We start from the raw sequence: 15,469 nt of genomic DNA, 5'->3' as shown, positions 1-15,469 counted from the left end.
CTAAATAAAATCAGATAACTTAGAGAAGTGCGCATGACAGTAAATACGCTTAGATTGGCAATGGTAACAGCAATGCTGGGGCCAATATTGCAACCTTTATCGCTGAAGGCAGAAGAAAAGCTAGTCGTTGCCGAGCAGGATATTGAAGTGATGGTGGTCACCAGCAGCCGCCAGGCGCAGGCGCGGGTTAATCTGGCTGAGTCGGTCGCGGTATTGGATGAAGACACCATTAAAAATGTCAGCCCCGGCCACCCGGCCGAGCTTTTAAACCGCGTATCTGGGGTGCATGTGAATGATTTAGGCGGCGAAGGCCATATGACGGCCATTCGCCAGCCCATTAGCACCGGCGGTGTTTATCTGTTTTTAGAAGATGGCCTGCCAACGCGGCCTACCGGCTTTTTTAACCATAATGGCCTGTATGAAATTGATATCCCCAACGCCGGCCGGGTAGAAGTGACCAAAGGCCCGGGCTCGGCGCTGTATGGCAGCGATGCCATAGGCGGTATTTTTAATATTTTAACGCCAGAGCCTGCAACGCAGTTTGGCCGCCGGGTACAGGCAGAACTTGGCAGCGACGGCTGGCAACGTGGTTTGCTTAGTGTCAGCGGACCAGTGGCCGACAAACACAGTGCCTTCTGGCAGCTTAATAGCACTAAAAGTGATGGCGCGCGCGAACAGGCCGATTACCAGCGTTTTTCCACTAACCTGCGCCTTGATAGTGAACTGGGTGAGCACACCCGGCTTAAAACCCTAATGAGCTTTGGCAAGGTAGATCAAAGCGGCACGTCAGGCTTATCATTTGCAGATTACACGCTTAACCCTGAGCGCAATTACTATCACGGTGACATGGGCGCGCGCGATGTGCAGGCACTACGTTTATCAGCCGAGCTGCGTCATCAGCTGTCGGATAACAGCGAACTGATGCTGATGCCGTTTTTCCGCGATAACCGCTCCGATATGATGCCAAGCTGGATGCTAAGCTACGATCCGGTGCTGCAGCAAACCCGGTTTAAATCCTATGGCCTGTTGGCGCAGTACAGCCAGCAGTTAAGCGACCAGTTTAACTGGACTACCGGTCTGGATATCGATTACACCCCCGCTAACTTTACCGAGCAGCAAATTACTGTAAGCCGCGACGGCAATGTTTATACTGATTACGCCATGACCGGGCGCACTAACTACCACTATGATGCCGACCAAACGGTGCTTTCGCCCTATGCGCAGTTGCAGTGGTTTGCCAGCGAGCAGCTGATTATCAGCCTGGGCGCGCGTTATGATTATTTCAGTGACGACTACACTGATCTTTTGCCGCAGGATGTGCCAGAGCAAATCGGCCGCACTAGCTGGTTCAGACCCGACTCGCAAAAAATCAGCTACCGCCAGCTTAGCCCCAAGGCCGGTATCGTGTGGAAATTCGCTGCCAATCAGCAGCTGTATGCCAACCGGCGCCACGCCTTCAGGGTGCCGTCTGTCGGCCAGGTGTTCCGCCCAGGTAGCAGCAGCGACACAACTGAACTGGAGCCGGTAACCGCAGTAAACCATGAGCTGGGCTGGCGCGGTCAGTTTGACAGCCCGCTGTTTAAACGACTGCAGCTTGACGCCAATATCTATGATTTAGCCATTAAAGATGACGTCGTAACCTATATCGACGGCAATACCCGTAAAGTGACCAATGCCGGCGAAACCAGCCATCGCGGCATCGAGCTGATGCTGCAGCTGGCACTCAATGAGCAGTGGCAGTGGCAGGCCAGCGGCAGCTATAGCCGGCAGAAGTATGACGATTTTCAGTATCTGTACAGCTGCTTCCCTCCGGCCTGTGTGCCGCCGGTGTCAGAAACCCGCAACTTTGCCGGCTTTGATGTTGGCAAGGCCCCCAAACAGCTGTGGCAAAGCAGCCTGAGCTACCAGCCGGCGCAACTTGCCGGCCTGTGGCTGGAGCTGGAATGGCAAAAAGTAGGCCGCTATTTTACCGACGAAACCAATACCAACACTTACCCCGGCCATGATTTATGGCACCTGCGCGCCCGTTATCAGCTAACAGATAACATTACCCTGGCCGCACGGCTGATGAATATCAGCAATAAAACCTACTCGACCTATACCAGCAATCAGGTTGGCTCCAGTGCCATCGACTACCGCCCGGGTATGCCGCGCAGTGTCTTTGTCAGTGCCACGGTTAATTATTAGGGGCCCGCATGAAAACCTTCACCTTAGTAAAATGGCACCGCTTTCTGCTTTGGCTGGGTGGCGCCACCCTGCTGATTTTTGCCTTAACCGGGCTCACCCACCCGCTGATGAGCTGGACCGGGCCGCAAGCCGTCACCATGCGCCCGCCGGCACTGCAGCTTGACGGCGCTACCTTACAACAGGCGATGCAACGGCTAAACAACACTGCACTGCGGCCACAGGCTTTGGTTAAGCTGGTGCCCTATAAGGACAAGGTATTGCTGCAATTGACCAACAGCCTGAGTGTAGAGCGGCAGTATCTGACACTGGATGGCAGTGCACCGGCAAGCGATCAGGACGTCGCTATCTGGCTGGCCAGCCATTACAGCGGCTTACCGGCTGAGCAGGTTAGCAGCACGGCCTTGCTGACCCGCTTTAACAATGCTTATCCGTCGGTGAATCGGCTGTTGCCGGTGTATCAGGTCGATTATCAGAACGGTTTAAGCCTGTATATTCATACCGAAAGCCTGAGTATGGCCGGCATTAGCAACCCATACAAAACTGCAGTGCAGGCGGTGTTTCGCCAGCTGCATAGCTGGCAGTGGCTGGATAACACACCGCTGTTAAAAGTGGTGCTGATGACAGTGCTGCTTGGCAGCGCGCTGTTGCTGGTACTGAGCGGCATCTGGCTATTGCTAAAATTGCCCTTTGCCGCGCGCCGCCGTGGCCTGCGCCGCTGGCACTATGCACTGTCCTGGTTGCTGGCCCTGCCGGTGCTGCTGTATCTGCTGACCGGTATTTATCATTTTAGCTATAAGCGAGTTGCCGCCACCAATGCCGGTTTAACCCTGCCGCCAGCCAGGCCGCTGCCTGACAGCACTAACCTACCCCTGACTCAGCCGCTGGATAGCAATAGCCTGTACAACAGCGCCAGCCTGGTGCAGGCCACTGGCAACTGGTACTGGCGTTTGTCCGAATTTAACCCCCAGCTGCAGGCCGATCGTAATAGCCGTTTTAGCGGCCAGCAAAGTGAGCAAGGCGCACAGTTTTTAGCGCTAAACCCAGCGGAACCGGCGTTGGATGATGCGCAATATGCCCGTCTGCTGGCACACAGCTTTACCGGCTTAGCTGCAGAGCAGCTGACTAATCAGCAGCTTATCAGCCGCTTCGGCCCGGATTATGATTTTCGCAACAAACGCCTGCCGGTATGGCAGTTTGACACACCCGGCGGTCGGTTGTTTGTTGATGCTGTCAGCGGCCAGTTAATCGAGCAGCAAAGCCAGGCCAGTCGCATTGAGCGCTACAGTTTCTCGTTTGTGCATAAGTGGGGCCTGTTACAACCGCTATTAGGCCGGGAAGGCCGCGATATGGTGGTCGTTGGCATAATGCTGTTAGTGCTGTTAATGGCAGGCCTGGGTTTTACCATGCGCCTGCGGCGTAAATAGCCTGGTAAAACACTGCGACAATTTGCCACAGCGACATAAGCTGCTGTTGGCGTTACACTTAACACACTCAGAATGACATTACCGCTGCAAAGGGATAGCACTGCTTTTCGGCGGGTTATTACACTATCAGTGTTAGATGAACTGATGAATGCTTGCAGTTTTTGCTATTGGGATGAAGGCTTACTTCAGCAGTAACTTATGCAATTGCTTCAAGGCCTTTCTTTTCTGCCAGGGATAGCATTTTTAATGCGGCACCTTTAGGCTTGCTTTCGCCTTGCTCCCATTTTTTTATTAGTTTGTCACTCACATTAAAATAGCGAGCAAATACAGGTTGTGAAAGATTATATTTAAGCCTCAAAGTACGCACTTGCTCTGGTGTAAATTCATGCACACTGGTTAAACACAGCGCGTCAAATTTGCGCATAGTAGTTTTGTCGATAACACCTGATTTATGTAAGCCTTTAGCAGTGTTGTGTACCGCTTTTAAAATATCACTCATATACTACCTACCTTAATGAGCTCACCGTCTTCGACAAGCTGGTTCAGCTCATCCTCACTAAACGCTAAAAATTCTTTGGCTAATTCTTTCAACGCTAATTTCTCCTTGGCGTTGATATTAGCCCTATCGCTTTTGGCAAAAGCATAGAGGAAAAAATACCTGTTGCCGATAACAGCGCCAACGATAGTGCGATAGCCGCCACTTTTTCCTTTATTACCGGATGCAATGCGCTTTTTATAAACATTGCCGCCTAAATCTGCATCAAACAGCCCTTCGCTCAATTCCTTACAGGCTTTGATAAGATCAGAGTCAGATAACGGCTCTTTCTTCGTTAAAGTTGCAAACACCTTGGTTTTATAAATCAAAGTATACTCCAGCAGGGTACATTATCAACATTTAAAAAAATTGAAATAGATCCTTCGGCTAGGCTCTCACACTATAGTTCTGGCATGCTGTTTGGTAAAGCACGCTTAATACTGTAGCTACTGCGACAATTTGCCACAGCGACATAAGCTGCTGTTGGCGTTACACTTAACACACTCAGAATGACATTACCGCTGCAATGGTTTAGTCTCTTCTGACATTTTGCAAACGGCTGCCTGGCAGCCGTATTTTTTCGTAGCAGGTAGTGCTTCGCTATGGCCAGACAACTTATTATTGCCACTGAACTTTCTGAGCAACATCAGCTTAAGCATTTTGTCCAGTTTCGCTGGGGCCTGATTGGCTTTGAAGCGATAGCGCTTGGCGCAGGCTGGTTGTTGCATTATGCAGTCAGCTCCTGGGCGCTACTTGGCCTGTTGCTACTAACTCACCTTTGTACCAATTTACTACCCTACTGGCTGGCTGCCAGCAAAGTGCCGCTAAAGCTGATTTACCTGCTGTGCTGTACACTGGATATTCTGCTGCTAACCTGTTTACTGGCCTTAAGCGGCGGCGTTAGCAATGGCCTGGTGGCTATGCTGTTGCTGCCGGTGGCAGTGGCTGCAGTGATGTTGCCCGGACGCAGCGGCTATCTGGTTGCGATGCTGGCGATACTGGGTTACAGCCTGCTGCTGCAGGTTGGCGATTTACATATTCCGGATATCGATACCTTGCTGGCGCAAACCACACAGCAGGCCAGCCATGACGACCACGCTGGCCACTCCATGCATGCCCAGCACGGCAGCGAAGCCGGCTTTGGTCAGCATATGCAGCAAATGTGGTGGGCTTTTGCCATTTCGGCGCTGCTAATCAGCTGGTTTATCAGTGCCCAGGCTAAATTAAACCGGATAAAATCAAAAAAGATCAGCGAGTTACAACAGCAGCAAATCCGCAATGAGCAAATGCTGGCTTTAGCCACTTTTGCCGCCAATGCAGCGCATGATTTAGCCAGCCCGCTGCAAACTATGCAACTGTTGGCCGACGAACTGGCCGCAGCAGAGCCCGCCGCTCAAGAGTTAAAGCAACAGCTGCAGCGCTGTCAGCAGATAGTACAGCAACTGCGTAGCGATGCCGGCAGTCTGCGCGAAGAAAACAGCACCGCACCGCTGTGCCAGCAAACCGAACAAGCGGTAGCGCGCTGGCTAAACAGCCGGCCGGAGATCAGCCTTAGCATTCAGCGCAATTTACAGGCAGAAGATTTTAGCCTGGCAGACAGTCAGGGTTTTACCGCAGCACTGTTAAATATTCTCGATAATGCCGCCGACGCCAGCCTGGCGAACAACAGTGATCAGCTGGCGTTGCAGCTGAGCTTACAGGCTGAGGGTTTAACGCTGCAGGTGCGTGATTTTGGTGAAGGCCTATCCGACAGCCGGCTGGCTGAATTGGGTAAATTGCCACAGCAAAGCGAACAAGGCTTAGGCATAGGCCAGTTTCTGGCCAATATGTCGATAGAGCGCTTAGGCGGTACAGTGCGCCGGCAAAATGCCGGTAACGGCACCCTGACGCTGATTAGCATGCCGCGCCAGCAAGGTGAGCCACGCCCATGAAGCTGGTTATAGTGGATGATGATATTGCACTGTTAAATGCATTGTCGCGCCGTTTTAGCCAGCGTGGTTTTAATGTTATCGCCATTGCGGAACCCGTTAGTACACAACAGCTGGTTAACGAGAACGCCGACACTTACTTGCTCGACTTGCGCTTTGCCAGCCAGTCTGGTTTAAACTTTGTCGCGCCACTACGCCAGGGACTGCCGAAGTGTCGTATCGTGCTGCTTACCGGTTATGCCAGCATTGCCAATGCCGTACAGGCAGTAAAGCTGGGGGCAGATGATTATCTGACCAAGCCGGCTGATCTGCTGCAACTGGAGCAGGCGCTGCGAGGTGAACATCTGGCCATTGAGAGCGCTACGCAAGACACACCCGCTGTGTTATCACCAGACCAACTGGAATGGGAACATATTAACCGGGTGCTAGCCGAGCAGGATGGCAATATCAGCCGCACCGCTGAGCTGCTGGGCATGCACCGTCGCACCCTGCAGCGCAAACTGGCCAAACACCGGCCTTAATTCTGCTTACTGCTGCTCTGCCATCTGCTGCAAAAACTGCAGCCGTTGTAGCTCTTGCTCATCGGGTTGCCAGGGTTCATCGCTGAGTTGATTAAGCGAGAAACTATCTACCGGGTATTCGGCTTGCTCACTATCGCCATATTGCGTTTGCGCACCCGGTAGCGCCGGGCGCTTTTCCAGTACAAAACTGCCGAGAATATAGGGCCCACTGCTATTGCGCAGCACGGCTTTATAAGCACGCAGGGTAAGCTCCTGCTTGCCGCTGCCTAACTTTTCTGTTGCCGTTAATAAGGCCAGTGGCTGGCGCTGTGCCGTGTATAAATTGGCACGTATACGGTAGTAACCAGCTTGTTTAACCTCAAGTTTTACCGGTATTTGCATATCGGCACCAACGCCCAAACTATCGGCAACACCGACAATAGTGGCTACCGGGTTATGGTATTCAATGCCGGTTTTTAGTACCTGAGTGCCGCCATTAGCGCTAAAGCTTACCTGTACTTCAAAGGCACCGTTCCAGTCTGACTCCGGCTCGAGTACAGCGCTGTAACGTTCTGGCGTGCCGTGCATTTCAGCCGTTGCTACATTGTCAGCGCTGTTTTCATCTGCTAGCTGCACACTGACATCAAATATCTGTAAGCCGTTAATCTCCAGCGTTACCACTACTGGCTCGGGGTAACTAAAGCGATATTTCGGCAGCACTATAGTGGCACTGGCACCGCCTTCAAGCGGCACGCTTTGCGGAATATAGCGGTTGGGATTAAGTAAATGCTCATCATCTGCGCTTAGCGGCCGCGAATAAGCCGGCAGCTCAAGCTCAGCGGCATAGGCGCTGGCTAATAACTTAAAACTCTCAGTCACCGGCTCAGGGATTTTCTCTGTGACAGTTATCTGCTGCGGCTCGCTATCGGGCTTAGCAGCGACAGCTTTGTTATCAGGCGAAACCGCTACGCCTGACGTCTCCGCTTGTGTTGGCAATACCACTGATGGCTCTGGCCAAAAATAGCCTAAACCTGCCAGCAATGCTGACAGGCTCAGTACTAATAACCACTTTTTCATGTCTAGTTCGCGGCCTGATACACCAGTGCCGACATACTGGTGTTATTCGAGTTACGCACCACACGATAGCGCGAGCTGAAAATCCACCAGCCGCGCGTTTCGTCGTAGGTGTTAAACTGCAAGCGGTCGCCGTTAAGGTAATTTGCGCCATTGTTAGCGGCGGTAATTTCATCCTCAGCGCGGTTAGCTATAACATCGCTGTGGCTATAACCTTCACTCATCAGTAGTGGGTAGTGATATGGCATAAAACTGGCTGGGCCGCTTACCGAAGCCAGCTTGCCATCAAAAGCTACACTGCGTGAGCAACTGTTATAACTGGCGGCACTGGCTGCGCCACAGCTGGAATGACTGGCCACCACGCCGTCGTCTTCACCGGGTAAAAAGGCGCCGGTAGTCCCCAGGAAGTCGGACCCGGCACCAACAAAGCGTAACCGTGGCACCCGCTCATCCGGAAAAGCCGCTAACTGGCGGGCGGTATTGACCCGTAAATCATTCAGCACGCCAATATTTGCCGGCGACGGTATTTGCCCCAGCCATAGCGACAACGCCAACCGCAGCGCCCCGTCAATCAGCCCGGAGCCGCCGGCGACATTTACCGCTAAATCAGCCAGCTCTACCCCGCCACCGGCACCGGCAAAATCGAAGCTGGCGACAATATTCAGCGGTGGCAGGCCGGCATTTTGCAGCCACAGCGCCTGGTTGTCGATAATGTAACGGGTAACCAGATCACCGGTTGAATGCGAGACAAAAATACAGCCATTGGCGCAGGTGCCATTTTGTGACATTTGTTGCAGCTTGGGCCAGACATAATCGCTGGCAATTTTGCCGGCAATGCGCTCTTGTGATGGCCAGTCTATACGCACGTCGGCACGGTCACGCCAGTACTCGGCCCAGTAAGCTGCGCCATTGGCCGTTACCTGGCTACCGCTGGGCCGGCTGGCTAAATTATCCGGCTGAAAGCCGTGTACTAACACTACAGGGTAGCCACCAACCGCCGCTTGCGAGCCAAAGCTCAGCAAAGCTGCCAGTAGCAGCGAGCTAGATTTCTTCATTGGGTTGTCCTCGTCTTTTCTCTGCTGAATCAAAGTTCTTGCTGAGATTATCGTTATTATTTTTAGCGTCTCTTCCGTGTGACTGGTTACAACTCCACCAACAACATAGACCAGTTAAAGTTGATTGCAATACGCAGAATTAACGCTTTGACCGAGGTTTTTGCTGAAAAAAGCAGCGCGCTGTTTTAATTACCCAAAAATGTAAAACTTGTTAACGCCGTAAACTGGTCGCGGTAGTTAGCTGTGGTCTTTTTCGGTGCAGCAACACGACAAAACTGTTGTTTAAAGTGATTACTCAAACTATTTTGCAGAATTTTCGCCGGCCAATAAAAAACGCAGCCGAAGCTGCGTTTTATTAACAGAATGGCGCTGAGTTACTGGCGTTTCATCTGACGATGAAAGGCTGCCACATCGGTTACTTTAGTCTGGCCGGGTAAGTCAGCAAACGGCTGATCAGCAAACTTGGTACCGCGCATTTGCACCGAAATACGTGCGGCGTTAGGGTTTAACATGGTTTCACGGTAGAAGGCTTTCACATCGGCCAGGCTAACCTGTTCTGTTGCCGCTATCAGCTGTTGCTCGCTGTCAAAGCTAAACTTTTCGCGATACCAATCAGTTATTAACGGGCCGACTTCTTCGCGTAGGTTTTTCGCCGGCTCTTTTAGCGTGATTAAAGTACTGGCTTTAAGTTTAGCGAAATCCTCTTCGGTCAGTTTATCCAACTCGGTTGCATACTGCTGTTTAAAGCTGTCGAAGCGCGCCTGTATCTCGGCGACACTTTTAACCGGTGTTTGAATATACATCGCAAAACCAACATAGTCTTCCAGCTGCATTGAAGTACCGCCAACGGCATAAGCCAGCTGCTCTTCAGTTCGCAGCTTATCAAAGGCAATATTGCTAAAATGGCTGCGCAATATGGTTGCGCGCGCCAATTGAGCGTAGGACGGCTCCGGGTGTACATGCACATCTACCAGCGCCACATCGGCAACATCGATATCTTTTTGTACTACCAGAGCTTCACCCGGTTTAGGTAACCAAAATGCCGTACGGCTGTATGGTTGGGTATTGCGCTTCGCCGGCAATGCTGCAGCAACGGTTTTAACTACCTGCTCAACTGCAGCTTTGTCATAGTTACCAAAGGCAAAAATACGCAGCTGATTATTCGCCAGTAAACTGGCTACCGCGGCATTTAGCTCTGCCAGTGTCAGGTTTTGCGCAGCTTGCACCAGTGCATCAGCTTCATAATTGCCAGAGCGTACCAGGCCGTTGTAGGCTAAAAACGCCTGTTGAAACGGGAATTGCTTACTTTGATTTTGTACGCCACGGATAAAGCGATCTTTAGCCTGAGCAAAGCCCTGCTCATCGGTTTTAATAGCTAAGCCTGCCAGCGCCTGCTGTAACAACTGCGGCTGTTTATCGGTAAAACCGGCGACACTAAGTGCCAGGCCATTGCCATCACGCAAGTTTAGCTGCATACCGGCAATATCGGCCTCAGTAGCCAGCGCACTTTGCTGCAGGTTATACAGATCACGCCACAGCGACAGCGCAACCTTGGCCTTAACCTGTTGCTGCACGGTATCGCTGTTGATAAAGATCTCCAGCACGCCACGCGGCTGGCCGGCAAACTGCTGGCTGGGATACAACCAGGCACTGATGTTATGTTGCTGCACCACCAACTCTGGCTTGTCTTGTGCCTGAGGTGCTTTTAAGGCGAAGTTTTCTGGCAGCATGCGGTTTACCGTGGGCAAACTCAGCGCCAGTTGTGGTGTTTTTTGCCAGCTTAGTTGCTCTTCCTGGCTGATATCAGCAATTTTGTACTTACCGTCATAAAAATGCAGGCTGCTGTCGTGCGGCTCCTGCTTGCTGATATACCACACCCGTAAACGCTGCGGCGTTAACTGCGCCAGTACATCTTTCACAGCTTTAGCATCAAACTGCTGATAGTAGAAAGGCGCATTAATGGCGTTACGCGATGGTACTTTTTGCATCGCATCAGCCAGGTTAGCTACATAACCAAATTCGTCGCCTTTCTCCAGGAAACGGAACTGGTTGTTCAGACTGGTTTGTATTTCACTAAAGTACTTGCTGTCAACGCCCTGCTGTTTAACCAGGTCGATATACTGCATCACCGTGGCTACTATGCCTTCGCGGTTTTGCATGCCAGCGTCGGTCAGGTCAATATCAATGCTGAGCGAACCATAGTTACCGTATAAATCCGGCGAGGCGCTGGCATTTAATTTTGAGATCAAGCCCATAGCTTTTAACTGGTGGGCCGGTGTGCCGGGCATTTCTGATCCAAGCAAATAAGTAATAAATTCGTTTGGTTTAACAGCAAACTGCTCACTGTTGTTGCTGATAGTAAAATCCAGTTTTAGCTGTTTAACGTCATTGTTCGGTACGTAATGAATGCGCTTACCGGCCAACTGGCTAAAATCTACGTTGTCGGTAACGGCTGGCTTAGCAATGTTTTTATTTTCAATGCTGGCAAAATGTTTAACCGCCAGTTGCTCCATTTCGGCCAAAGGCAGGTTACTAAGCAGCACAGCCTTCATAATATTGGCCGAGTAGTATTTATTATAAAACGCCACGGTTTCACTGTGCAGCTGGCTGCCTGCTTTGTCACCTAAGGTTTCCAGGTTGCCAATTAAAAAGCGGTTGGCCGGGTGGCTGCCCATCATATTACGCGCTAGCTTGTACTGGCCAAAAAAGTCCATTTCACGGCGCATTGACCACTCGGCGTTTACCGCATTTTTTTCTTTGTCGGTGTATTCCGGGTATAACTTGGGCGCTTTAAAAAAGTCAGAAAAACGATCCAGACCTTCATCATAAGCGTCGTTGTTTACCTTAAACATATAGTTGGTGATATCCAACCAGGTATAGGCGTTTTGCGCACCGCCATGGGCTGTCATAAAAGCACTGTATTCGTTAGTGTCAGGATAGCGCTCGGTGCCCAAAAACAGCATATGCTCTAAATAATGCGCCATACCTTGCTGGCTCATTGGATCTTGCAATAAACCTACCCCGACACTTAGCGCTGCGGCAGATTTCTCTGCAGCAGGGTCTGACACCAGCATCACTTCCAGTTTGTTTGGCAGTACTATCGTTTTATAAGCACGGTTGTCATTCGGGCTGGCCAAGACCTGGCCCTGCAGTTGTTGTTGGCTTACTTGCGCATCAGCCGATACGCTACGCTCAGCGGCACAGCCGGTAAGTACCGCCAGCGCTACCGCGCTGATTACAAATATTTTTTTCATTGGTTCACCAAAGTTAGACGGGTTGTTACTTTATATATCAGCCAATGTAATAAAAACGGTGACAGCCCGCCAGCCCGGCGGCTAACTGGATTGTAATAAAATGTGTCGGCCACTCATTAACGCCGTGCTTTTAGCTTAGCGCCGTATCTAATAACAGCATCAGTACAAAGCCCAGCATTAGTCCGTTGGTGGCGGCCAGCTCATGACCCTGACGGTGTGACTCCGGGATCATTTCATGGCTGATAACAAACAACATCGCGCCGGCAGCCAACGCCAGCCCCCAGGGCAATAACAGGCTGGACTCACCCAGCACAGCCGCACCCACAATGGCCATCACCGGCTCAGTTAAACCAGACAGTATGGCTATGCTAACCGCCAGCGCGCGGCTGTAACCTACCGCCAGCAACGCCATGGCGACAACCAGCCCCTCAGGAATATCCTGCACCGAGATGCCGGTTGCCAAAGCCGTCGCGGTGCCGGCATCACCACCGGCAAAAGAAGCACCTATTGCCAGACCTTCCGGAATATTGTGCAGTGCTATGGCAAACACAAACAGCCAGCTGCGGCGTAAGGTTTGGCCACGTAACCGGTCTTCATCTTTTATAAAATGCTGGTGTGGTACCAGACGTTCCAGCAGCAACATAAAGGCCGCCCCCAGCAATATCGCCAGCGCTACACTGCCCGAACTGTGCCAGGCTGAAGCCCCACTGGCGGTTATTAGTGCCAGCGCCGGCACTATTAACGAAAACATACAGGCAGCCAGCATGACACCGGCGCCAAAACCCAGCATAACATCATGCAGTTTTTGCGATAAGCGCCGCATAAACAGTGCCGGCAGCGCACCAGCCGCCGTTGCGACAGCTGCTACCATGCCAGCATAAAAAGCATGCCGTATCAGGCTGTTTTGTTGCAGCATAAACAGCAGTTGCAACAAACCGTAAGCGGCTCCGGCTAACACCATCAACAGCCCCACCAGTTGACGGCCGCTTAAGGCTGGTAAGGTTAAAGATGCAGCGGGTTTCACGGTTGCTCCAGATAGAGTTGCGCCACATAGGGCCAGTTAATCAGGTTAAAAAACGCCGCGACGTATTCCGGCCGCTTGTTTTGATATTGCAGGTAATAAGCATGCTCCCATACATCCAATCCCAGAATAGGCGTAAAACCATCCATCAGCGGACTGTCCTGGTTCGCACTGCTGGTTACCAGCAAACTGCCATCAGCCCGTTTAACCAACCAGGCCCAGCCACTACCGAAGCGGCTTAATGCCGCAGCAATAAAGCGCTGCTTGAATTCAGCAAAGCTGCCAAAGCTTTGCGCTATTGCTGCTGCCAGCTCACCGCTGGGCTCACCACCGCCCTGTGGCGTCATGACTTGCCAAAACAAGCTGTGGTTAGCATGGCCACCGCCATGATTACGCACTGCCTGCTGCAGCGTTTCTGGTAACTGTGCAATCTGCTGTAACAAGCGTTTTAACGGCCAGTTGGCATAAACGCTATCAGCGACAGCGGCATTTAGGCCATTCACATAGGCTTGATGATGCCGGCTATGGTGAATTTCCATCGTTAACGCATCCAGATGTGGCTCCAGGGCAGCATAACTATAAGGCAAGGCAGGCAAACTAAATGGCATGACAGACTCCGGCAACGAATAAATCATTTATTGATAATCATTATCATTTGCATTAATTTAAAAAACAAGCCATATTTTGCGCAATATCGTTAAACAGGAGCCTGAGATGGACCCCATAACGCACTGGAAGCAGATTATTACCCAGGCCAATAAAGCCTTTGCCCATGATCACTTTGCGCTGGCAGCAGGGCTATATCAGCACGCTGCCGGCGTAATGACCGATGCCTGGCCGGATTACGTGGAAAACCAACAGCAATTGTCACAACAGCAGTGGCAGGATAGCGTAGTACAGCTGGTGCTGTGCTACTCGATTAGTGTGCAAAACCTGGCCGAAACCTATGCCAGGCAACAACGTTGGCGCCGCTGTCTTAGTGTACTGCGCCAGACATTAAGCCAGTTACAGCGTTTGTTGCAGCAACTGCCCGGTAGCCACCCGGCCAGCATAGCCGTACTGCGCGAAAGCTGTCACATCCGCCGCGAGTTTTGCCGTTTTAGTCAGCAGCATCAGGCCGCACACCAGCATAGCCTGAGCGTAGCGCCCTACCCCGCTGCAGCGCATGGCTGGTTACATTAAGCCGGGTAAAGGGGTAACTATGTTATCAATACAATGTAGTAGTTGGCAGGACTTCAGCCGGTTAAGCCGGTTGGTAAAACAGCAGGCAGCCTTAGATGCAAAATTACGTTATTGCCTGGCCCTGATTTAGCCAGTGGCAGCGGTACAGCGCTACGATGGGCAAACTGATGCTGCCCATCTTTTGCAGCAACAAAGCGGTTATTACATCTGCGATTGCAGGTAGTTTTGCAGACCCAGCAGTTTAATCAGATTCAGCTGTTGCTCCAGCCAGTGGGCGTGATCTACTTCAGTGTCATCGAGCAATTGCTGCAACATAGCGCGGGTTACATAGTCCTGCTGTTGCTCACACAAAGCCATGGTCTGTTTCAGCAGTTTTTGCACGCTGTATTCTACATTTAAATCATTTTGCAGCATGCTGGGTACATCGTGGCCAACGTGAATGGCATCGCGTTGGCTCATTTGCGGCACACCTTGCAAAAAGATAATGCGTTCTATCAGTTTTGAGGCATGGCCTTTTTCGTCATCAAATTCATGGTCAATACGTTCAAACAGCTTCTGCAAGCCCCAGTCGTGGTACATACGCGAATGAATAAAATACTGGTCCATCGCTGCCAGTTCATTGGCCAGCAACACGTTAAGCGCATCGATTACGGTTTTATTGCCTTGCATTTATTCGCCTCCCAGCTGCGCTTGCAGATAATTAGCCAGCCCCATAGCGCTGATTTGATGCTGTTGCGTTTCCAGCCAGTCTAAATGTTCTTCTTCGTATTCCAGTATTTCGGTCAGCATGTCGCGGCTGACATAATCCTGCTCGGCCTCACACAGCGCAATAGTTGCGCGCAGTAAAGGTAATTGTTCAATTTGAAAGTCCATATCGCATTGCAGCATTTCCGGCGTATCTTCACCGATGCGTAACTTGCCCAGCGCCTGTAAATTTGGCAGACCGTCCAGCATTAAAATACGCTCGATCAGTTCATCCGCCTGTTTCATATCTTTAATCGATTTTTTGTAACAGACATCATTCAGCGCCTTTAAGCCCCAGTTTTTGTAGATGCGGGCATGTAAAAAGTACTGATTAATCGAGGTTAATTCGGCGGTTAGCACCTCATTAAGTTTTGACAATACCTGCGGATTACCTTTCATTGTGCCAGCCTTTTATGCAACAGAAAATATGCCGACAAGTGTAGCCCAAAAAGCGAAGCAAGGCAAAATTATGTTTATTATCAATAACATACTATTAGAAATAATTCGTATTATTAACTTGTTTCGCTTCCCGTTTTCGCCAACGTATATGACGGCGTTTTTATGG

General features: G+C 51.1%; 14 protein-coding genes. 5 read left to right on the top strand and 9 right to left on the bottom strand.

Annotated features, from left to right (window positions below; translation table 11 throughout):
• The first annotated feature begins 33 nt into the window (after positions 1-33).
• Complete coding sequence (locus MN202_RS10065; protein WP_335735988.1) at positions 34-2,187, top strand: TonB-dependent receptor; 2,154 nt, start codon at positions 34-36, stop codon at positions 2,185-2,187.
• An 8-nt stretch (positions 2,188-2,195) separates the two neighbouring features.
• Entirely contained in the window at positions 2,196-3,611 is a 1,416-nt protein-coding gene (locus MN202_RS10060) for a PepSY domain-containing protein (protein WP_335735987.1), read from the top strand.
• 196 nt (positions 3,612-3,807) lie between these two features.
• On the opposite strand, the gene MN202_RS10055 is transcribed toward MN202_RS10060, so the two are convergent.
• Together MN202_RS10055 and MN202_RS10050 are read right to left on the bottom strand one after the other, a co-directional pair.
• Positions 3,808-4,110, bottom strand: a complete 303-nt coding sequence (locus MN202_RS10055; RefSeq protein WP_335735986.1) for a helix-turn-helix domain-containing protein — start codon at positions 4,108-4,110, stop codon at positions 3,808-3,810.
• A complete protein-coding gene (locus MN202_RS10050; RefSeq protein WP_335735985.1) occupies positions 4,107-4,475 on the bottom strand; it encodes a type II toxin-antitoxin system RelE/ParE family toxin in 369 nt (122 codons plus the stop codon). The genes MN202_RS10055 and MN202_RS10050 overlap by 4 nt, the downstream gene beginning before the upstream one ends.
• A 273-nt stretch (positions 4,476-4,748) precedes the next feature.
• Between MN202_RS10050 and MN202_RS10045 the strand changes: the two genes are divergently transcribed.
• Together MN202_RS10045 and MN202_RS10040 are read left to right on the top strand one after the other, a co-directional pair.
• Entirely contained in the window at positions 4,749-6,077 is a 1,329-nt protein-coding gene (locus tag MN202_RS10045; RefSeq protein ID WP_335735984.1) for a sensor histidine kinase, read from the top strand.
• On the top strand, positions 6,074-6,595 hold the full coding sequence (locus tag MN202_RS10040) for a response regulator transcription factor (RefSeq protein ID WP_335735983.1): 522 nt from the start codon (positions 6,074-6,076) through the stop codon (positions 6,593-6,595). Before MN202_RS10045 ends, MN202_RS10040 begins: the two co-directional genes overlap by 4 nt.
• A 6-nt stretch (positions 6,596-6,601) precedes the next feature.
• Here the strand turns inward: MN202_RS10040 and MN202_RS10035 are convergent, their stop codons facing one another.
• From MN202_RS10035 to MN202_RS10015, 5 genes are all read right to left on the bottom strand, one after another.
• On the bottom strand, positions 6,602-7,651 hold the full coding sequence (locus tag MN202_RS10035) for a DUF4785 family immunoglobulin-like domain-containing protein (RefSeq protein ID WP_335735982.1): 1,050 nt from the start codon (positions 7,649-7,651) through the stop codon (positions 6,602-6,604).
• 2 nt (positions 7,652-7,653) lie between these two features.
• On the bottom strand, positions 7,654-8,703 hold the full coding sequence (locus MN202_RS10030) for a hypothetical protein (protein WP_335735981.1): 1,050 nt from the start codon (positions 8,701-8,703) through the stop codon (positions 7,654-7,656).
• Between the two features lie 374 nt (positions 8,704-9,077).
• Positions 9,078-11,957, bottom strand: a complete 2,880-nt coding sequence (locus tag MN202_RS10025; RefSeq protein WP_335735980.1) for an insulinase family protein — start codon at positions 11,955-11,957, stop codon at positions 9,078-9,080.
• Between the two features lie 130 nt (positions 11,958-12,087).
• The gene (locus tag MN202_RS10020) at positions 12,088-12,981 is read right to left on the bottom strand and encodes a ZIP family metal transporter (protein ID WP_335735979.1); all 894 of its coding nucleotides are present in this window, start codon (positions 12,979-12,981) and stop codon (positions 12,088-12,090) included.
• Positions 12,978-13,586, bottom strand: coding sequence for a superoxide dismutase (locus tag MN202_RS10015; RefSeq protein ID WP_335735978.1), 609 nt, complete (start codon positions 13,584-13,586; stop codon positions 12,978-12,980). Before MN202_RS10015 ends, MN202_RS10020 begins: the two co-directional genes overlap by 4 nt.
• Positions 13,587-13,692: 106 nt before the next feature.
• On the opposite strand from MN202_RS10015, the gene MN202_RS10010 reads away from it, so the two are divergent.
• A complete protein-coding gene (locus MN202_RS10010; protein ID WP_335735977.1) occupies positions 13,693-14,160 on the top strand; it encodes a hypothetical protein in 468 nt (155 codons plus the stop codon).
• 201 nt (positions 14,161-14,361) lie between these two features.
• Here MN202_RS10010 and bfr (MN202_RS10005) read toward each other — a convergent pair whose 3' ends face one another.
• Both bfr (MN202_RS10005) and bfr (MN202_RS10000) read right to left on the bottom strand, forming a co-directional pair.
• The gene (gene bfr / locus MN202_RS10005) at positions 14,362-14,829 is read right to left on the bottom strand and encodes a bacterioferritin (RefSeq protein WP_335735976.1); all 468 of its coding nucleotides are present in this window, start codon (positions 14,827-14,829) and stop codon (positions 14,362-14,364) included.
• The gene (gene bfr / locus MN202_RS10000; RefSeq protein WP_335735975.1) at positions 14,830-15,303 is read right to left on the bottom strand and encodes a bacterioferritin; all 474 of its coding nucleotides are present in this window, start codon (positions 15,301-15,303) and stop codon (positions 14,830-14,832) included. It abuts the gene before it with no gap.
• Positions 15,304-15,469 lie beyond the last annotated feature (166 nt).

Origin of the sequence: Rheinheimera muenzenbergensis, assembly GCF_036984005.1 — a bacterium.
Classification (GTDB): domain Bacteria; phylum Pseudomonadota; class Gammaproteobacteria; order Enterobacterales; family Alteromonadaceae; genus Alishewanella; species Alishewanella muenzenbergensis.
This window is presented reverse-complemented; position numbering and strand designations above follow the sequence as displayed.